The 19,834-nt window shown below is 37.8% G+C and carries 20 protein-coding genes; 5 read left to right on the top strand and 15 right to left on the bottom strand.

From position 1 onward, the window contains the following. Positions 1 to 104: 104 nt before the first annotated feature. The 7 genes from BBI00_RS21850 to BBI00_RS21820 form a co-directional block, all read right to left on the bottom strand. Positions 105 to 320: a PepSY-like domain-containing protein gene (locus BBI00_RS21850; protein ID WP_065400952.1), complete on the bottom strand. Its 216-nt coding sequence runs from the start codon at positions 318 to 320 to the stop codon at positions 105 to 107. 32 nt (positions 321 to 352) lie between these two features. After that, complete coding sequence (locus BBI00_RS21845) at positions 353 to 802, bottom strand: PepSY-like domain-containing protein (protein ID WP_065400951.1); 450 nt, start codon at positions 800 to 802, stop codon at positions 353 to 355. A 203-nt stretch (positions 803 to 1,005) separates the two neighbouring features. Further along, entirely contained in the window at positions 1,006 to 1,701 is a 696-nt protein-coding gene (locus tag BBI00_RS21840; protein ID WP_065400950.1) for a YjjG family noncanonical pyrimidine nucleotidase, read from the bottom strand. A gap of 202 nt (positions 1,702 to 1,903) precedes the next feature. Further along, positions 1,904 to 2,494, bottom strand: a complete 591-nt coding sequence (locus BBI00_RS21835) for an RNA polymerase sigma factor (protein ID WP_065400949.1) — start codon at positions 2,492 to 2,494, stop codon at positions 1,904 to 1,906. A gap of 196 nt (positions 2,495 to 2,690) precedes the next feature. Then, positions 2,691 to 3,182 (bottom strand): hypothetical protein, encoded by a 492-nt coding sequence (locus BBI00_RS21830; RefSeq protein ID WP_065400948.1) that lies wholly within the window; start codon positions 3,180 to 3,182, stop codon positions 2,691 to 2,693. 85 nt (positions 3,183 to 3,267) lie between these two features. Continuing rightward, entirely contained in the window at positions 3,268 to 4,548 is a 1,281-nt protein-coding gene (gene metK, locus BBI00_RS21825) for a methionine adenosyltransferase (protein ID WP_065400947.1), read from the bottom strand. A gap of 235 nt (positions 4,549 to 4,783) precedes the next feature. Then, positions 4,784 to 5,734, bottom strand: coding sequence for a LysR substrate-binding domain-containing protein (locus BBI00_RS21820; protein WP_065400946.1), 951 nt, complete (start codon positions 5,732 to 5,734; stop codon positions 4,784 to 4,786). Positions 5,735 to 5,865: 131 nt separating this feature from the next. Here BBI00_RS21820 and BBI00_RS21815 point away from each other — a divergent pair, with 131 nt between their 5' ends. The 5 genes from BBI00_RS21815 (at position 5,866) to BBI00_RS21795 (ending at position 10,174) form a co-directional block, all read left to right on the top strand. After that, positions 5,866 to 7,353: a catalase gene (locus tag BBI00_RS21815; protein WP_065400945.1), complete on the top strand. Its 1,488-nt coding sequence runs from the start codon at positions 5,866 to 5,868 to the stop codon at positions 7,351 to 7,353. Between the two features lie 105 nt (positions 7,354 to 7,458). Continuing rightward, a complete protein-coding gene (locus BBI00_RS21810) occupies positions 7,459 to 8,226 on the top strand; it encodes an enoyl-CoA hydratase/isomerase family protein (RefSeq protein WP_065400944.1) in 768 nt (255 codons plus the stop codon). A 51-nt stretch (positions 8,227 to 8,277) separates the two neighbouring features. After that, on the top strand, positions 8,278 to 8,700 hold the full coding sequence (locus tag BBI00_RS21805) for a deoxycytidylate deaminase (protein ID WP_065400943.1): 423 nt from the start codon (positions 8,278 to 8,280) through the stop codon (positions 8,698 to 8,700). A gap of 6 nt (positions 8,701 to 8,706) precedes the next feature. Further along, positions 8,707 to 9,621, top strand: a complete 915-nt coding sequence (gene xerD, locus BBI00_RS21800) for a site-specific tyrosine recombinase XerD (protein ID WP_065400942.1) — start codon at positions 8,707 to 8,709, stop codon at positions 9,619 to 9,621. A gap of 40 nt (positions 9,622 to 9,661) precedes the next feature. Then, a complete protein-coding gene (locus tag BBI00_RS21795) occupies positions 9,662 to 10,174 on the top strand; it encodes an NUDIX hydrolase (RefSeq protein ID WP_065400941.1) in 513 nt (170 codons plus the stop codon). 50 nt (positions 10,175 to 10,224) lie between these two features. Here BBI00_RS21795 and BBI00_RS21790 read toward each other — a convergent pair whose 3' ends face one another. The 8 genes from BBI00_RS21790 to BBI00_RS21755 form a co-directional block, all read right to left on the bottom strand. Then, the gene (locus BBI00_RS21790) at positions 10,225 to 10,683 is read right to left on the bottom strand and encodes a heme-binding domain-containing protein (RefSeq protein WP_065400940.1); all 459 of its coding nucleotides are present in this window, start codon (positions 10,681 to 10,683) and stop codon (positions 10,225 to 10,227) included. A 6-nt stretch (positions 10,684 to 10,689) separates the two neighbouring features. Then, positions 10,690 to 12,462 carry an Ig-like domain-containing protein gene (locus BBI00_RS21785; protein ID WP_065400939.1) on the bottom strand — a complete coding sequence of 591 codons (1,773 nt, stop codon included), beginning with the start codon at positions 12,460 to 12,462 and terminating at the stop codon, positions 10,690 to 10,692. Between the two features lie 25 nt (positions 12,463 to 12,487). Next, positions 12,488 to 13,750 carry a serine hydrolase domain-containing protein gene (locus tag BBI00_RS21780; protein ID WP_065400938.1) on the bottom strand — a complete coding sequence of 421 codons (1,263 nt, stop codon included), beginning with the start codon at positions 13,748 to 13,750 and terminating at the stop codon, positions 12,488 to 12,490. A gap of 195 nt (positions 13,751 to 13,945) precedes the next feature. Beyond that, a complete protein-coding gene (locus tag BBI00_RS21775; RefSeq protein WP_065400937.1) occupies positions 13,946 to 14,875 on the bottom strand; it encodes a 2-hydroxyacid dehydrogenase in 930 nt (309 codons plus the stop codon). 137 nt (positions 14,876 to 15,012) lie between these two features. After that, positions 15,013 to 15,564 (bottom strand): acyl-CoA thioesterase, encoded by a 552-nt coding sequence (locus BBI00_RS21770; RefSeq protein ID WP_065400936.1) that lies wholly within the window; start codon positions 15,562 to 15,564, stop codon positions 15,013 to 15,015. After that, positions 15,552 to 16,304: a hypothetical protein gene (locus tag BBI00_RS21765; RefSeq protein WP_065400935.1), complete on the bottom strand. Its 753-nt coding sequence runs from the start codon at positions 16,302 to 16,304 to the stop codon at positions 15,552 to 15,554. The genes BBI00_RS21770 and BBI00_RS21765 overlap by 13 nt, the downstream gene beginning before the upstream one ends. A gap of 137 nt (positions 16,305 to 16,441) precedes the next feature. Further along, positions 16,442 to 18,559, bottom strand: a complete 2,118-nt coding sequence (locus BBI00_RS21760; protein WP_065400934.1) for a TonB-dependent receptor — start codon at positions 18,557 to 18,559, stop codon at positions 16,442 to 16,444. Positions 18,560 to 18,788: 229 nt separating this feature from the next. Beyond that, positions 18,789 to 19,568: a WG repeat-containing protein gene (locus BBI00_RS21755; protein ID WP_083988615.1), complete on the bottom strand. Its 780-nt coding sequence runs from the start codon at positions 19,566 to 19,568 to the stop codon at positions 18,789 to 18,791. Positions 19,569 to 19,834: the final 266 nt, after the last annotated feature.

The raw sequence follows: 19,834 nt of genomic DNA, 5'->3' as shown, positions 1-19,834 counted from the left end.
GAAGACTTAAGAGAACATGAGCAACAATAAGACGGTATGATACAAAACACACAAAATATCGACTATGCGCAGGTAGCCTTCAGCTTCACTCTTCCAGGTTTCTTTCATAACAATTTATCTGTTTTCACATACCGTCCTTCAGCATCGAAAATAAGGCTTAAGCCATTCATCAGCTGTATCCTGTAAGCGTTATATTTCTTTTCAATAGAGTTGACGATACTGCATGGATGGTGCTTTGTCATAAAAGACACAATACTTTTTCTGATATCGCGGGAAGAAATATTTCCTCCGTTGCTTCTTATTAAATTCCAGTTAACCATAATGCTGATTTTTGTTGTTAAACGATGATGGATTAATCATCAATTCTTTTAAAGTTTCCGTTTCTGTCAAACTCAAGTTCCAGCCCGTTGGAAAGCTCAGCTTTATAAGACCATCTCTTTTTTTCGATCTTGGTGATATACGTATTCGGGAAGTTTCTGGCTGTATAGTTTCTGATCGATGCAGGAATAAAGCCGTAAGGTACTTTCTGATGCTTTCCATCCACTTCTTTCCAGCTTCCGTTACTGTCAAATTCCATTTTCATCCCGTTATTCAGATAGACTTTATATTCATCTATTCCGTAGATTTCCCTGTCTTCTATCGCGGAACTTACAGGGATTCCTTTAAAATGGGCTGCCAGGAAATTTTTAGCTGTTTTAGGCAGTTGATTGGGATGTATAGCCCTGTCCTGAGCGAAGATCAACCCTCCTGCTAACAAGAAAATTAAAATAAATACACCTGTGATTTTCTTTACCTTTTTCATAATATTAAATTTTTCTGTTATGATTATGACGCAAAGTTCAGGATCAATTTGGGAAAGAATTGGGAAAAGCTTAATAGATAGAAAATGAAAAATACAATTGAATGGTGAAGGATAGTATATTGATGATGAACACAGATAATTTTTTAAACAAAAAAGCCATTGAGATAAACTTAATGGCTTTTTGTCAGACTTGGTCTTATATTTTATAAATATTCCTTGATTTGCTGAAGATGAGTAATGGCCTTTAATCCGGCTTCTTTTTTATCTTCTTTATAAACATCAAAAAAGATGGTATCCATTCCGAAATCCCTTCCTCCAAGAGCATCAGCGATCCAGTCATCACCGATCATGATGCTTTCCTCTTTCTTAGCTTCTGATAATCCCAGTGAATATTCAAAAATCCTGGGATCAGGCTTTCTTACCCCTACCGCATCTGCACTGGTAATGGTTTTAAAATAAGGAGCAATGCCGGACAATGTGCATTTTCTCTCCGTTACTTCCTGAAATCCGTTGGAAATAATATGAAGGGTATAGTTTTTGGCTTTTAAATATTCCAGAACGTCTTCAGCTCCTTCTACCAGCTCATTATAACTTACAATATTATCCAGAAAATTCTCTTCAAAATAAAGAGACAGCTCTTTATCATCTACACCGAAATGCATGAACGTATCATAAAAACGGTGTTCCCTCAAATACTCTTTGCCTATAATCCCATCTCTGATCTTTTCCCATAACTCTTCATTGATATCATGGTAAACAGCGTGAAACTCTTCAAAGTCTATATTGTACTTTGAATTGATTTCCTGTTTTTCAAAAAGGTCTTTGATAGTAAGATAGGCATTTCTGCGATGATCCCATAATGTATTATCGAGATCAAAAAAAACATGCTGCATTTTCATACAGCACAAAGTTAGTCATTTTAATTTTTTGAAATAGGATAATTCTTGCTCTTGCTTTTCACAATTTCAAGGCTTTTGGAAAAATTCAGCAAAAAATCAATTGTTTGTTTCTTAGGTTTCAAAGTTTTCACTTTTAAGGAGTCATTTTTTTTCATAAGCGAAGTATGTTTTCCTTAAAACGTGAAATTTCACTAAATATTATTTATCTGGTTAATATTATGTTATTTTCATCCATGATTTTTCTCAGGTTGATGAGCGCATATCTTACCCTTCCTAACGTAGTGTTGATACTCATATCCGTATGATCTGCAATTTCCTTGAAACTTAATCCGTCAAAAAAACGCAGTTTGATCACCTCCTGCTGATTGAGCGGAAGAAACTGAAGCATCTTCAGCAGATCTTCCTGAATCTGATTGGTTACCAGCTGATCTTCAATATTTTCGGAAGGCTCTCTGATCAGATCAAAAATAGAATATTCATCGGTTTCAAATGTTGTTTCTGAAACTTTGATGTTTTTAGCTTTCGATCTGAAATGGTCAATGATTAAATTGTGAGAAATTCTTTTTGCCCAAAGAATAAATTTTCCTTCTTCGTTATAGCGGCCTTCTTTCAGCATTACAATGATTTTCATGAAAGTATCCTGAAAAATATCGTTGGCTAAATCTTCATCATTAATTTTGTAAAAAATGAATGTAAACAGTTCTCTCTGATGGCGGTGAATAAGGGTTGATAACGCTCCCTCGTCACCTTTCTGGTAAAGCGAAATTAGTAAACTATCCGATTTTGATTTCATAACTCTTCTCAATATAAATATTTGCAGACAGGTATTCCTCCAGATATTTCATCTGGCTTTTGCTGTATATACAAAACAGTTCTTCAGAGTAGAGTCTCATCAATAGGCGGTACACTTATATTATGGTGTAAATATAATAATTTTTTAATAACTGTTAACCTATTATTAAATTTTCGCAAGAAAAATTTAAAAAAAATCACTTAAACATATCATGAATGAACACTGTAGGGATATTTAATGTAAAATTAATATTCAGCCCTTTCATTTCTTTTCCGTTCAGACGGGTGTCTCCGATAGGAAAAGCATAGCCTCCTGTAAGGTCAAGCATCCCAAATAAGGTAACCCCTATCTTGGGAGCGATATATTTATTCGTTCCTTCTACCCCTGCTAAGAAATAATAAGAGTGGTAGAAATCTACATTTTTTTGAAAATTAAGAAGCACATCCGCCTGCAGTTTCGGCATAATGGCAAATTTGGAATCCACAGAACCCATCATGGCGGATCCTCCCAATCTGTAAATCACATCATCATTTTTAAGAAAAAGCAATTTACCTCCAACTTCACCAAAACTCTGATTCTGGTAAGTATACCCTACACTGATCATTTTGTGCATTGTATATTGAGCTTTCACCCATGTGCTTAGTAAAAATAGTGACAGGACAGCAACTACAGTTCTAAAATTCATCATCTTTATATATTATTAAGGTGTAAAATTAAAAAAAACTGCCTTACCGGAAGATAAAGCAGTTCATAATATTTATTTGAAGAAAAAATTAAATACCGAAAGCGGCCTTAATTTCGTCTACTTTGTCTAGTTTTTCCCAGGTAAAGAACTCAAGACCCTGTAATGTAATCTCGTTTTTCTGACCTTTGTTGAAGGTTTTATCAGCAACATAATGCTCTTTCCCCATATGTCCGTAAGATGCGGTTTCCTGATAAATAGGGTTTCTCAATTTCAGATTCTGTTCAATAGCATAAGGTCTAAGATCAAAAATTTCAGAAACTTTTTTAGCAATATCGCCATCGTGAAGATCTACTTTAGCCGTTCCGTATGTATTGATATATAAACCACAAGGTTCAGCAACCCCGATAGCATAAGAAACCTGTACCAGAACTTCATCAGCAACACCCGCTGCTACAAGGTTTTTAGCAATGTGTCTTGTTGCGTACGCTGCACTTCTGTCTACTTTAGACGGATCTTTTCCGGAGAATGCACCACCACCGTGAGCTCCTTTTCCTCCGTACGTATCAACGATGATCTTTCTTCCTGTAAGACCGGTATCTCCGTGAGGACCTCCGATTACAAATTTACCCGTTGGATTGATATGGTATTTGATCTGATCATTAAATAAAGCTTTGATCTCTTCAGTCTGCTGTGCAACAACTCTTGGAACCAGGATATTTTTGATATCCTCACGGATCTTGTTCAGCATTTCTTCTTCTGATCCGAAGTCATCATGCTGAGTAGATACTACGATAGAATCAATTCTGATAGGTTTGTGGTCATCGGAGTATTCAATTGTCACCTGGCTTTTTGCATCAGGACGAAGGTAAGTGATCTCTTTATTTTCTCTTCTGATTGCAGAAAGTTCTTTAAGGATCGTGTGGGCAAGATCCAAAGCAAGAGGCATGTAGTTAGCTGTTTCATTGGTTGCGTACCCAAACATCATTCCCTGGTCACCTGCTCCCTGTGCATTAGCTTTTGCTTCAAAAGACTCATCATTCACGGCTCTGTCAACTCCCTGGTTGATATCAGGAGACTGCTCATGAATTGCAGAGATCACTCCACATGAATCTCCATTGAACATATATTCTCCTTTTGTATACCCTATCCCATTGATTACTTCTCTGGCAATCGTCTGTACATCAAGATAAGCATCAGACTTTACTTCTCCTGCCAATACTACCTGTCCTGTAGTTACAAGAGTTTCACATGCTACTTTTGAATCTTTATCATATGCTAAAAAATGGTCAATTAACGCATCTGAGATTTGATCGGCGATTTTATCCGGATGTCCTTCTGAAACTGATTCAGATGTAAATAAATAAGACATATTATTCTTTGTTTGTTAAATTAAAAAAATAGTGATAAGAAAAAATAAGAATAAAATTGCCCAGAAAAAAGAATACTGTTTTAGCATTTTTTTATAGAGGTTGCAATCAGGTCAAATTTTTCCTCGTAATAAACGTCAGCAAATTTAAGTACTATTTTCGTAATACTCAAAAATTTTGTTTATTAATTATAATTTTCTTTAAATTAATGATTTATATCACTTTAAAGACAGTGCACTACTGTGGCTTTATGCTCACAAATTCCTTCGGGCTTTCGTGGTAATTCAGCTTAAGCTCCAGAGAATTTTTGATGGAATGGGACAACTCATCAATAATCTTCTGTTTGAAGGTGGGCTTATAATAAATGATGCTGATCTCTCTGTAAGGGAAAGGCTTTTTGAATCTGAAAACATTTTTCTTCTGTTCTTCTGAAAGCTGACTTAATGCCAACTCAGGAAGAATACTGATTCCGCCTACTTTATCTACCATGTGGACCAAAGTCTGAATATTAGACGCCAGGAAATCCAGATTCTTAGGTTTCAGGGTATTTTCTTTCAGGTGGCAGATATTCTCAAACTGGTTTCTAAGACAGTTTCCTTCTTCAAGCAGCCATACTTTTTCCACATTCAGTTCTTCAGGAATGATATAAGCATTTTTTTTGTTCGCTTCCGTATTGGAGCTGTAGATCATCAGTTCTTCGTTGAAAAGGAAGTCCTGATAGAACTCATCAGCTGTATCATAAGGTGTGGAAATAATACCTGCATCCAGTTCTCCGGCTTTTAAGGCTTTGATTATATTATCCGTAGTCATTTCTTTTACATTCATCTGGATCTTCGGATTTTCTTCAAGGAATTTAAAGATTTCCGTAGGCAGGATAAAAGATGAAACGGTTGGAATGATTCCCAGGTTGATGGTTCCTCCTAAAATATTATTCAAAAGGTTGGCTTTGTTTTTCAGCTCATTGACAGATTCTATGATCACCTTCGCCTGGTCAATAATCTGAAGACCAACATCCGTAGTCCGGATCGGGTGAGTAGTTCTGTCAAAAACTTTCACATCCAGTTCATCCTCAAATTTCTGTATCATGGCACTTAACGTAGGTTGGGTAATGAAGCAGGCCTGAGCCGCTTTTCCAAAATGTTTATACTTATCTACAGCGATAAGATACTCCAGTTGCTGAATGTTCATTTGATTAATATTATCTATTACAAAGATATAACGTTTTTGCTATTAGCAATTAAAAATTCAAGTAAATTTGATATTCATTACCTTTACAGTTGGATTAAAAAAAGAAAACAATTATTCAAATCATCAATTATATGGATTCTAAAAAATTAACGTTAAGTAACGGCGCACCTTATTTTGAGCATCAGGATTCCCAGACGGTAGGACCAAGAGGCCCGGTATTGCTGCAGGACTTTGTACTACAGGAGAATCTTGCACATTTCGTTAGGGAAAGAATTCCTGAAAGAATTGTACATGCCAAAGGAAGCGGAGCCTACGGAACCTTTACCGTAACTCATGATATCAGCCAGTATACGAAGGCAAAACTGTTTTCAAAGGTTGGAAATTCCTGCAGAATGTTTGCGAGATTCTCTACGGTAGGAGGAGAAAAAGGAAGTGCGGATACCGCAAGGGACCCGAGAGGTTTTGCCCTGAAGTTTTACACTGAAGACGGAAACTGGGATCTTGTGGGAAACAATACTCCGGTATTCTTTATCAAGGATGCTAAAAAATTCCCGGATTTTATCCATACCCAGAAAAGAGTTCCGAAGACCAATCTGAAAAGTGCCACCATGATGTGGGATTTCTGGAGCTTAAATCCTGAATCTCTCCACCAGGTTCTTATATTAATGTCAGACAGAGGAACCCCGTATGGCTACAGGCATATGCATGGCTTCGGGTCTCATACTTTCTCTATGATCAATGACAACAATGAAAGAGTATGGGTAAAATTCCATTTCAAAACCAAACAGGGCGTGAAAAACTTCACCGATGAAGAAGCTGTAAAAATGGCAGGCGAAAATCCTGATTTTGCACAGGAAGACCTTTGCAACGCTATTGAAAACGGAGATTTCCCGAAATGGACGATGTACATCCAGGTGATGACGGAAGAACAGGCCAAAGATTTCAGATGGAATCCTTTTGATGTAACCAAAGTATGGTTCCATGATGATTTCCCGTTAATTGAAGTGGGAGAAATGGAGCTGAATGAAGTTCCTGTCAACTATTTTGCCCATGTTGAACAGTCCACTTTCTCACCAAGCAGCCTGATCAACGGAATCAGTTTTTCACCGGACAAAATGCTTCAGGGAAGATTATTCTCTTATCCTGACGCACACCGCTACAGAGTAGGTGTCAATTCGCACCAGCTTGAAGTGAACAGATGCCCTTTTGCAGTCAATAATTATCAGAGAGACGGATACATGGCAGATTCAAGCCATTATCAGGATAAACCGAACTACCATCCTAACAGTTTTGATGATATTACACCGGATTCTGCATACAAAAACTATGAATATGAACTGGACAGCGCCCATGTAGCCAACTACAACAGGAATGAAAATGACAGTGATCATTATACCCAACCCGGACTTCTTTATTCAAAAGCCATGAATGCTGAAGACAGGGACCATCTGATCCAAAATATTGTAGGAAGTATGAAAGGCATTACCGGACCGAAAAAAGACGAAATTATCAACCGCCAGTTATGCCACTTTTTCCGTGCCAACATTGAGCTTGGCATGAAAGTAGCTTCACAACTAAACATCAATATCGATGCAAATATGATGAATCATTCCAAATAATCATATTGAACAATAAATTAAAAAAAAGGAAAAAAAAATAATATTTTTTCCTTTTTTTTGTAAAAAATTCATAATTTGCAAAGGATGATATTTTAAAGTGGAAAAATGAGTTACGAAAATATATTATTAAAAAAAGAAGATAAATTATCTATCATTACAATAAACAGACCTGAGAGTTTAAACGCCTTAAACGCCAAAACAATTCAGGAGATCAGCGCCGCTCTGGATGAGCTTGATTCTGACAGTTCCTGTAGAGTTATTATCCTTACAGGGAGTGGAGAAAAATCTTTTGTAGCAGGAGCTGACATCAAGGAATTCAGTGATTTCGGACAGGAAAAAGCTGAAGAACTTGCAAGAAACGGACAAAACACTTTGTTCAACAAAATTGAAAATATGTCTAAACCAGTCATTGCAGCGGTCAACGGTTTTGCATTGGGCGGAGGTTTAGAGCTTGCCATGGCATGCCACATCAGATATGCATCGGAAAACGCCAGATTAGGACTTCCTGAAGTAACACTGGGACTGATCCCGGGGTACGGAGGAACTCAAAGGCTTCCCAAGCTTGTAGGAAAAGGTATTGCCAACGAAATGATCTTCTCTGCCAAAATGATCCCTGCTCAAAAAGCAAAAGAGATCGGCCTGGTGAATGAAGTATACCCTATTGAAGAATTATTAACCAAAACGAAAGAATTAGCGAGTACTATTGCCTACAATTCACCAATGGCAATATCAAAGGCAATTAATGCCGTAAATTTATCTGACACGGATAAAGGTTTCGAAACTGAGATCAAGTATTTCGGGGAACTTTTTGAAATGGACGATAAGAAAGAAGGAGTAACAGCTTTCCTTGAGAAAAGAAAGCCGAATTTCTGATCTTTCAAAACTTTTAATCCAAATTATTTCGAAAAAAACTGATGCTGCGGTATGAATAAGTTTGACAAAGCTTATCTAAAAATGGCCCAGGAATGGGCAAAATTATCCTACTGTAAGAGAAAACAGGTAGGAGCTCTTATCGTAAAAGATAGGATGATTATTTCAGATGGTTACAACGGGACTCCTATGGGATTCGAAAACTGCTGTGAAGATGAAGAGGGAAAAACACACTGGTACGTATTACATGCGGAAGCCAACGCTATATTGAAACTGGCAGCTTCCACACAATCTGCAAAAGGTGCAACGTTATATCTGACGTTATCACCCTGTAAGGAATGCAGCAAGCTGATCCTTCAGGCAGGTATTACAAGACTGGTGTATATCAATGAGTATTCGGATGACGATGGGATATCGTTCCTGAGAAACCATAATATTGAAATAGAACAAATATCGGACTGTGAACTAAAAAAATAAGCACAAATGACTTGGGATGAAAAGATCAAAGATTTTGAAATATTTCTTCGTTTCGAAAGGAATTTTTCAGAAAACACTCTCGACGCTTACGTTCGGGATATTAGAAAATTAAAAGATTACGCAGAGGAGGATCTGGAAAATGTCGGTCCGGATTCTATAGGTTATGAAAACCTGCAGGAGTATATCTTCAATCTTTCCAAACAGAAATTCAGTGAGCGATCACAGGCAAGATGGATCTCTTCCATCAAAGCCTTCTTCAAATTTCTGCTGGAGGACGAATACCGGGAAGACAACCCTGCAGCGCTACTTGAAGGCCCTAAATTAGGACTCTACTTACCTGATACCTTAAGCCTTCCTGATATCAACAAAATTATTGCAGCCATTGAGGTTAATACGGATCTCGGAAAAAGAAACCAGTGCATTATTGAGGTATTGTACGGTTGCGGCCTTCGTGTGTCTGAGCTTATCGACCTGAAGATATCCAATATCAACTTCAAGGAGCAATTCATAAAGGTACACGGAAAAGGAAACAAAACCCGCTTTGTGCCTTTAGCAGACTATACGGCTGAACTTCTGGACAGCTATATCAAAGAGGTACGCTCCAAAGGTAAAATCAACAAAAAATACGAAGACACCCTGTTCCTGAACAGTCGTGGGACTTCCATGTCCAGAGTGATTGTATTTCTTATTATCAAAGAGCTTACAGACAAAGCAGGGGTCAACAAAAAGATATCTCCGCATACCTTCAGACATTCTTTTGCTACGCATTTGCTGCAGAATGGTGCAGACCTCCGTTACATCCAGGAAATGCTGGGACACTCCAGTATTACGACTACGGAAATCTATACACACCTTAAAACTGAAGAACTGCGGGATGTAATTTTAAATTATCACCCGAGAAATATTAATATTGCTCAATAGGATGAAGTTTCATCTTATCTTTGGGAAATAATTATAAAAGATGAAATTATTGAAATATTGCCCAAGCTGTGGCAAAGAATCTTTACACTGGGACGGTGAAAAAAAATGGAGCTGTCCTGAGTGCGGTTTTACCCTGTACAATAATGTGGCAGGCGCCGTAGCGGTTGTCATCAGATGTGGTGACGAAATGTATCTTACACGCAGAAACAGAGACCCTAAAAAAGGGAAACTCGATCTGGCCGGAGGATTTGTTGACCCTAAAGAAAGTGCGGAAGAAACCTGTAAAAGGGAGCTTTTTGAAGAGCTGCAACTGGACATCGATATTTCGAACCTGAAGTACCTTACAAGCCTTCCTAACATCTATCAGTATAAAGAAATTGATTATAATACGATTGATCTCTTTTATGAGTATAATGTTATGGAAAAGTTTGAAGTTAATCTTGAGCTTTCAGAGATCTCGGAAGCATTGTGGGTCCCTTTGCAGGATCTTAACCTTGAAGATATAGCTTTTGATTCTCAGCAAAGATTTTTTGAAAGGTATATAAAGAAATAATTTCTATAGAATATTGTCCCGCAGAACCTGAAGGTTCTGCGGGATTTTTTTTAGTACGTTTTAGATTTCAGCATTCCGTCGAAATACTGGATCAGTAAAGATCTTTCTGCTTCTGAAAGATTCGCTTCTTTGTGATAAACTATATATCCGGGCATTGGCATCGTTTTATTCTGCAGGGTCTGAACAGATTTATTAAGCATGCTCTCTTTTAGTTCCTTATTATAAGTTCCCCAGACAGAAAAGTTCATATGTTCTCTCCCTTCGTTTACATGGCTTTTTACCGACCATGAAATCGGGGCTATAAATGCATATTTCGGGTAAACGGTTTCATTGGAATGACAGTCATAGCATGCATTTTTAAGCAATGTACTCACCTTTTCCGGAGCTTTTGCATAATCAACAAAATTCACGGCAGAATCAACCGGTTTGTTCACCCTGTCAATAGGAATGAACTGAATCAGGGCAAACGCCACAAGTGTCCAGAATATTACTTTTTTTACCGTCTTCATACGTCTCTACTTCACCGGAGTTAAAACTGCGGTATTGGATTTTATTTCTTTTTTTGCTTCCTGTTTCACTGTGCCTGTTTCCTCAGGAGCCACAGCAGCAGGAACCGGAGCAGGAGCTGTTCCTTTAGGATTATCCAGTGTTCTTGTATCCTTCAGATCCCATTCTTCCCTGGTCTCCCACAATCCTCTTGCTATTACTTTTTTATAGAAAACAAAAGCCTCTTCAGCAAAAGTTTCAGTGGCAAGATCTGCCTCGTCCCAATATTTATTTTCATTGTTGTCTACCAGAATCCTTACAATATATTCGCCAGGTTTCACGATGTCAAACTTCACCTGGTTCCCTTTTGTATATTTCTGATATACTGCTTTCTCAGAAGCATCCAACAGCTGAATCCAATAATGCGTGGTTGGAGCATTGCTCAGTGTAAACTCAAGACTTCCGAATTCGTCTACCTTGGCAATGTCAAAATCAAAACGTTTGGACTGTACATTTCTGGTATAGAATGAAGATACGGTTTCCTTAGGAACGGTAAGCTGATAGGATTTACCACTTATAAAATCTGACTGAACAAGGATCTGATAAGGATTGGTCTCTGAAATTCTGGCCTTGAAAGGTATTGTATTCAAGCTGTCTCCTTTAACGTTCAACGTCCATTTTGAAGGATCAATTTTATCAATATAATATCCTGAGGCTATTTTAAATTCTGCTTTCGGAGGTAACGGAGCACCGTCGTTATCCCCTTCAATATCCATTACATTTTTCTTATTATATCTGTAAAATAAAGAAACACTGTAAGCACTGTCTTTTTTAGCGCCTTTATTGTGGCTAAATACCAGTTTCTCATTGGCAGTCTGCCCAACATCATTTTTCACCGCATCAAACCAGATTCTTACTGAGTCAGACTTAGGATTATGGGTCACCTTGATATCTTTCAGTTTGTCATTCAGAGACTCTACTTTCACTTCATCCGGATGACCTTCAAAAAGCATCAGCACACCCCCTGGAACTTCTTTCATTTCAGAGTACTTAAGTGCTTTTTTGGAAGGGTAAACTTTTAAATTAAGCCCGGATATTGATTTTTCAATATCAACAGTCTCTTTTTGGAATCCTATTTTCTCCTTTCCCGGATCGTAGATAGAGTTTCCATTCTCATCATCGAAGGCGATAATCTTATATTTTCCGGGAGAAAGATAGTTCAGCTCATAATATCCGTCATCATCTACTTTAGTAATATAATACGGCTTTTGTTTATAATTGATCGTATCTTTAAGCTGGTACAATCCTACCACCAGTTTGTTTTCATTACTTCCCTCTTTCTTTTTAATCTGTGCGGCATCCTTTATTTCCCCGCTAACGTACAGATCATCCAGTTTATCTCCTGTAGAAAAAGCAAAATTAAAATACCTCAGTACATTAGCTTCATTATTATCCACAATAGAATTCCCGAAATTGAAATTATAGGTGGTATTGGCCTGGAGCGTATCCGCCCATTGGATCAGTACAAATTTATTGGCAATATTAGACGGAAGAATCCGCTTGATATCTTTAATGGGAGGCGAGATAATCAGGTTTTTACTGATATCCTTCAATGTAATATATTCATCAAAATCCAGACGGAGCTCGTGAATATCTCTTTTGACATTGATCCTGGTGGTATCAATATTGGAACTTAAAAATCTTGGCGCCAATGTATCTTTTGGCCCACCTACAGGCGAACCTACTCTTGCACAGGAATGTACAAGAAAACAGATAACGAATAATAAAAGAAACCTTTTCATGAAAATGTTTAAGCAAAAGTAAACATTATTCTCCAAAAACTTCCTGTCCGGAATTCAAAGTATCTTTATTGTCATTCATCACCGTATGAAGCTTATCTTTCTGTAAAGGGAAATCTTCAAATAATCCGGACAATGCCAATGCTGTATATACTTTGTTTGAATATTTATTCCCGATGGCCACAATGGTCACTTTCGACTTCAGAAGATGGGCAAATACGGAGTTGGTTCCATGCCACCAGCCGTTGTGATACGTCAGCTTTTCACCATTGTCAAATATTTTCATTCGGAATCCTAATCCGTAGTTATTCATTCCCGCCTTTTCGTTGCTGTAAGGCGCAAATACCATCTGCATCAGTTCCGGCTTAAGGAAATCCTTGGAAAACATTGCTTTTGAAAAATTATACAGATCCCTTGGTGTTGTATATACATTTTTATCTCCGTAGATCAGATCAAGCCTGTCCAGCGGATACAATTTGTTTCCACCATAGTAGAAAGACTGTGAAGCGGTAGGAATATCTTTTTCCTGAAAGATATAGGAATTGTTCATTTTTAACGGTGTGAAGACCATTTCTTTCATTGCCTGCGGAAAAGGAGTATTGGTCACCTTTTCAATCAGCAACGCCAGTAAAGCAAAGTTCGTATTGCAATACATGAACCCGGTATCCGTATCTCTTGCCAGATCAGGTTTGTATTTGATGATCATATTCAGCACATCCTGATTGGTAATGAACGGCTTTGAAAGCTCTGCAGGAGCAGGTTGTATCTTAGTAATAAAATATTCATATTTCGGAAGCCCGCTTCTCTGATCCAGCAAAGTCTGAACCGTAACATCAGGATAAGGAAACCCCGGAAAAAACTGGGTAAGATGATCCGTAAGTTTTATTTTTCCGGCTTCCACTAATTTCATCATGGTCATGGCCGTAAGTGTTTTTGAAACCGATGCAACGTGCAGTGGGGTGTTTTTATCGATCGGCATCTGATTGCCTTCTCTTCCGAAACCTCGGTAATTTTCATAGAGAATTTCATCACCTTTAGCAACAAGAATTCCACCGCTAAGGTCTCCTCCTTCCCAGATCTTTTTGTAATACTGGTTGATGTAATTTGCAGTGGAGTATTTGTCTAAAAGCTGGCCGTCAGCCTTAGTGAAAACATTTTCCAGATCCACATTCCCGTAATTGGGAAGATTAGTGGTGTTTTCTTCCGAAACTTTTTGGGCTTCAGATTTTTTTTTGCAGGAAAAGACAGATAAAAAGACAGTTAAAATAAGTACGAAATTACGCATCTTCATGAGATTCAAAAATGAGCGGCAATTTAATAAAACTCGAAAGTAAATGATAGATATGATGGTGACATTATGAATTATTTAACATAAATGGAAGGAAAGATGAAATCATAAAAAGAGACCGGTTAAAATAAAAACCTGAAAAATTAAGAGCTTCACACATAATTTTTCAGGTTTCAGGTATTTTTTTGGCTTGTTTTTCTAACAATACGATGCTACAATCTTATCCACAATAAACTGCGCCAGTTTTTCCTTGCTCTGATGGGTCCAGCCGGCAATATGAGGTGTAACAATAGCTTTTTCAGATTCTAAAAGATATTTCAGATCTTCATTTTCAGATTCTATATTTTCAAAAGAAGATTTTTCATATTCAAGAACATCCAGGCAGACACCTTTTACCTTTCCGGATTTCATTGCTTCTACTAAACTTTTAGTTTCTACGTTTTTACCTCTCGCCGTATTCACAAAATAGAAGTCATTTTTCATTTCAGAAATAAAACTTTCATCAATAAGATAATGAGTTTCTGAAGTCAGAGGAATATGCAGGCTTACAACCTCAGCAGACTCTTTTAATTCGTCTAGGGTAACCTGTGTTGCAAATTCATCAGAAAGGCCGGGAAGAATATCATGGAAGATCACTTTGCACCCGAATCCGGAAAGTCTCTTTGCTGTAGCTTTTCCCATGTTTCCATATCCTATCAGGCCAACTGTTTTGCCCAACAATTCATCTCCCCTGTTTTCTTCACGTTTCCAGATCCCGTTTTCCACTTCCCGGGAAGCGATGAAAAGCCTGTTCATGATGACAAGCAGCATTCCTACCACATGTTCTGCTACAGAATCCCTGTTTCCTTCCGGAGAATTGATCAGCTGAATCCCCAGTTTTTCTGCAACAGGAATATCAATATTCTCCATTCCTGCACCTACTCTTGCAATAAACTTCAGATTCCGTGCTTTTTCAAGAAAGTTTTTATCTAAAGGAATACGGCTTCTGATGATAATTCCGTCATAGTTTTGAATCTCATGCACAACCTCATCATAAGAAGAAGTAAAATCCTCTTCTAAAATAAAATTCTTTGCTAAAAGCTGTTCGGTAATGAGAGGATGGTTTTTATCTAAAAGAAGTATTTTCATTTTTATTTAAACACAAATGACACTAATTGTTTCACAAATAGCACGGTCATTATTTTCACATGAAAGTGCTTTAAATGGATATAAAAAAATAAAATGCTTTTAATTTGGATGTTCCGGCATTAAAAGCATTTCAGGTTTTATTTCTTATCTTTTTTTGAAGTTTGCGGCTCCTGTGGTTCCTGGAAAAGCTTCTTCAGTTCTACAGATTCCAGAGGCTTCATTCTTCCGGAAAGGATCAGTGAAAGTTCCTTTCTGCGGAATGCGGCTGCATATCTTTCTTTTTCCTCTTCAGTTTCGGGAATCATATCAGGAATCGGGATCGGACGGTTGAACTCATCTACCGCAACGAAAGTATAGATCCCGGAATTGGTATGAATTTTTTTCTGATTGATCGGGTCATCAGACCACACATCCACATACACTTCCATAGAAGTAGAGAATGCTCTGGAAACTTTAGACTCCAGCACTACTACTCCTCCTTCCGGAATCGGATGATTGAAGGAAACATGGTTTACGGAAGCTGTTACTACCCTTCTTTCGCAGTGTCTTGCTGCAGAGATAGACGCACATCGGTCCATTTTTGCTAAAAGTTCACCACCAAAAAGGTTTCTTAGAGAATTGGTCTCGTTCGGAAGAACGATATTGGTCATAATGGTCAGGGATTCTGACGCCGTTTTTACTTTTGCCATTTAGTCTTAGTGTTGATTGGAGCAGCCGGAACAGGCTTTGTTCCTTTTCCGACAGGTTTTACCAGTGAGTCTTTTTGTAAGGAATCTGAGGCAGGTACTTTCGGTTTCTGCTTCATTATTTTAGCGGTATCTTTTACGATCCTGTGTGTAGACGTCTTTACAGAAACATTCGTGAAAGATTTCTTTCCGAAGAGAAGTTCCTCCTGAGTGAAGGCAAGGTATACAATTCCCAGTACCGGAATCATGATCAGGAATATCCAGAGAATCGTCTTCCCGAATTTATAATCCTTTTCACGGTTTTCTGTGGTAGTTACTTTTTCCCCGTTGTTGATATCTGAGAACCGGATTTCTTCCAACCCGTAAAAGTCCGGGCGGCCGGCTTCCACTCTTTTTCCCTTAAAATGGGTATCGCCTTCTTCAATAAAAACCGTTCCCAGGTTCTGAATTTCGAGAACCTGCTCTGCCTGCAGTTTTTTCTTCCAGAAATCGGTCTGAATCTTCAGATCACTTCTTGAAGCATCTATAGACATTTGTTTCTGTTCCGCAATATAAGCGGTAAGTTCTTCAGCCTGCACTTCATAATCAATAGCAAATTCAATCTGGCTTGCCGGAGGCAGGATGCTCCCGTTTTCAGAATTGATAATTGCCTTGGAATTTTTCAGGGAAAACACGCCAAAGCCTGGAACCGTGGCAGTTCCAAATTGTTTTAAATATTCTAAAATGTATGCTGAAATATTCATTTGGTGGCAAATTTATAACTTTTTCATGACTTTTGAAGATATTTAACGGATATAAAAAAAGACCGCCGAAACAGTCTTTTGATTATTCTCTATTAAAACAGGAATACTATTATAAAAATAAAGATAAACAGCGAAAACTATTGAATCTTCCAGCTCACACCAAACATAAAATTGGTTCCTGCCTGTGCAAAGTAATACGCCTGGCTTCCGTCAACAGCCCCGTTATTTACATATTTTTTATTGAAAAGGTTATTCACTATTAATTTCAGTGCGATATCATTATTGGCAATTTTAAACTGATACTGGGCATTGAAGTCTGTGAGGAAATAATCTTTAAGTTCAAAGTTTTTATCTTCGGTATTATCAAGATACTGCTTCCCTACATACTGGTTCATCAAAGCAAACTGGAAGTTTTTAGTAGGATTGAATTTCAAACCAACGTTTGCAATGATATTCGGAGAGAATGAAATCTGTGTATTTCCCAGGCTTTTAGGAGCATTTCCTTCTTTGATATTAAAATCCTGATTCCTGTTCTGGCTTAAAGTTAAATTCCCTGAAACTTCCCATTGTTCAGACAATTTTGCCAAAGCACCGATCTCGATTCCTCTTCTGTAGCTCTTTCCTGAATTGGTTCTGATAAATGCACCCACATTACTCAATGCACCATTTAAAACCAGCTGGTTAACGTAATACATATAATACACGTTGGCCGTCACGGATAAAAACCCAAACTGCTTTTCCAACCCGGCTTCAAAATCATGAAGTTTTTCCTGCTTCACATCATTATTCGCCATAATATCCTCTCTATTCGGCTCACGATGGGCATGGGCGTAGGACAGGAATACTTTTCCTCCGTCAATTCTATAGTTTACCCCAGCTTTTGGATTAAAAAACAGCCAGTTTTTATCAAGATCGGCACCTTCCTTATCACCGGCCTGCAGGATTTTGGTGTTATAATTAATACTTCTGAGCTGCAGGTCTCCAAAAAATTCAAAATCATCCATTCTGAACAACGCTTTGGCAAAACCTGAAACTTCGCTTTTCACAGAACGGTTTCTGTAATATTCATGCTCATTGATCTGAGGGAAGAAAACTCCGGTAACATTTCCAAAATGTCTTCCATAATACTGATTGGCTACCGCTCCAAAGTTTAAATCCAGATTTCCGAGCTTCCCGTAAAGGGTGGAAACGACTCCGTAAAAATCATTATCCAGCCATTTCTTTCTTATAAAATCTGAATTTTCCAGAGTCTGTCCGCCTTCAATAATATTAGGTAAATTATATCTTGAGAAGGCATTATCCTGTTTATAGTTTTCATAAAATCCTTTTCCTTTGGTATAATGAAAAGTCGTTTCCAGGTTCCACCGGTCATTGAACTTTTGCTCCCACAGCAACTGATAATGATTCTGTCTGTAGTTATCTGTTTCATTATCATAGAAGCCTACAATATTCTTCCAGTCGGCATCATAGATGGCACCTGAACCGTTAAATTTAGGATCTGTTTCCCATTTTTCTTTGGTAACCCCGCCCCAGGCCTGATATGTTTTTTCCTTTCCGCCAAAAGCCATTAAACGCAATTTTGTATTTCCTTCTTCAAAGAGCGCAGTAAAATTGTAGGAATGCAGGTTTGATGAAGCCCTGTCAATATAACCGTCAGAGTGAATATGCGTATATCTTCCCATCACAGAAAGACGGTTTTTCCAGAATTTTCCGGAACCTATTTCTGCTGAATACTTATAGGTGTTAAAAGAACCGTAACTATCATCGGTTTTAAAGTAAAACTTTTCTTCCGGTTCTCTTGAAATGACATTCACACTGGCTCCAAAAGCGGAAACCCCGTTATTGGATGTACCTACTCCCCTCTGGATGACAATCTGTGAGGCAGAGCTCGTTAAATCCGGAACGTTGACAAAAAATGTTCCCTGGCTCTCGGAATCATTGTACGGAACCCCGTTCATCATGATATTGATTGCCGTCCCGGAAACACCACGAATTCTAAATCCTGTATATCCTACACCGTTTCCGGCATCGGAAGTAGAAATAATGGAAGTCTGATTTTTCAGAAGAATAGGAAGATCCTGCCCCAGGTTTCTCCCGTCAAGGTCTTTCTGAACGTTGATGATTTCTTTTGCGACAGGAAGTCTTTTGGTAAAGCTGACCGCTTCAATTTCCCTGATTTTCAGAGAGTCTGTATTTTGAGCCTGGATAAAGGCTACAGAGCCTACACTAAGCCCTAAAAAAAATAATCCTTTCATTCTATAAATCTTTACATTTAATGAATAAAAGGGGATCGATAAGATATTATACAGTTCCGTTCCTTATGAGCGGACGTCCCTAAACAGCATTACCTGTTCCAGGTTCATCGGGTATAATCTCAGCCTGTAAAAGCACCCCTTTATTTCGGGTGCAAAAGTACAAAAAATATACGAGTTTCTGATTTCGTGGTTTTGAGATTCGTGATTGGCCGATGCGTGTACCTCAGACCTAATAGGTTTTATTATTGGCATCAACATAATAATAGTTTTTGCCGTCTTTTGTAACTTCAAACATTTTTCCAAGCTTCCAGCTGAAATTTCTTTTGATGTTGGAGTATTCAAACGGGATGATCACCTTATTATTGACATCAATCACACCGAATTTATCATTGTTGGAAGCCACAATCATTGGATCTGCAACATCATCACCTTCCAGAATGTACAAATACTGATATTGGGGATAGATCTGATACTGTCTGTAATCTGCAGCGTTGACAAATTTTGATTTTTCAATGATGCCGTAGAAACCATTTAAAATATAAGCCTGGAAAAGCTGCTGTTTATACTCTTCAAATTTACATTTCCCCAGGTCCGCATCCTTAAACTGATACACTCTTTTCCCGGACTGGTCAATGCGATAGGAAATCATATCTTTTTCTACCGTAGCATAATTTCCGCTTCCGAATTTTCTTACTTTCTGATTAGGAGAATTCAGAAGATTGCAGTCTTCATAAAAAAATACAGCAATATGGTATTCCGGCTGAATAATGAATTTTCCGTTCTGATTGACATAGCCGAACTGATCCCCTTTCTTTTTAGGGATCAGAACCGGAAGATCTTTATTGATTACTACAAGATCGGGATTCGGTTTAGCCTTTACCGGCGCTTTCTTTACCGTTGTTCTGACGCCGGTTTTCACCCCGGTTTTCTTCACGGATTTAGTCTGTGAGAAAATAGAAATCGAAATAAAAACGCACAAAATATTCAGGATATTTTTCATATTCATCATTGGGCCGCAAAATTAAGGCCAAAAATAGAAATTATCAAATTCATATTTATAAAGAATCTAAATAATTTCATTCTCATAAAATAGTAAAATTTCGTAATTTTGGGCTGCATTTTGAATTGTTTAATAATTTAAAAAACTTTTAAAAAAGTGTAGATTATGCTGACCTTATTCGGTTAATGTTGCATCCACATGCGAGATCTCAAAATGCCATTAATTGTATTTATACAGACCAGTAAAGAAGCAATAACGTACTCTACCTTTAATAT

This window comes from Chryseobacterium arthrosphaerae (genome assembly GCF_001684965.1).
Lineage (GTDB): Bacteria > Bacteroidota > Bacteroidia > Flavobacteriales > Weeksellaceae > Chryseobacterium > Chryseobacterium arthrosphaerae.
Note: the sequence above shows the minus strand (reverse complement) of the source record. Positions and strands in the feature narration are given on the sequence as shown.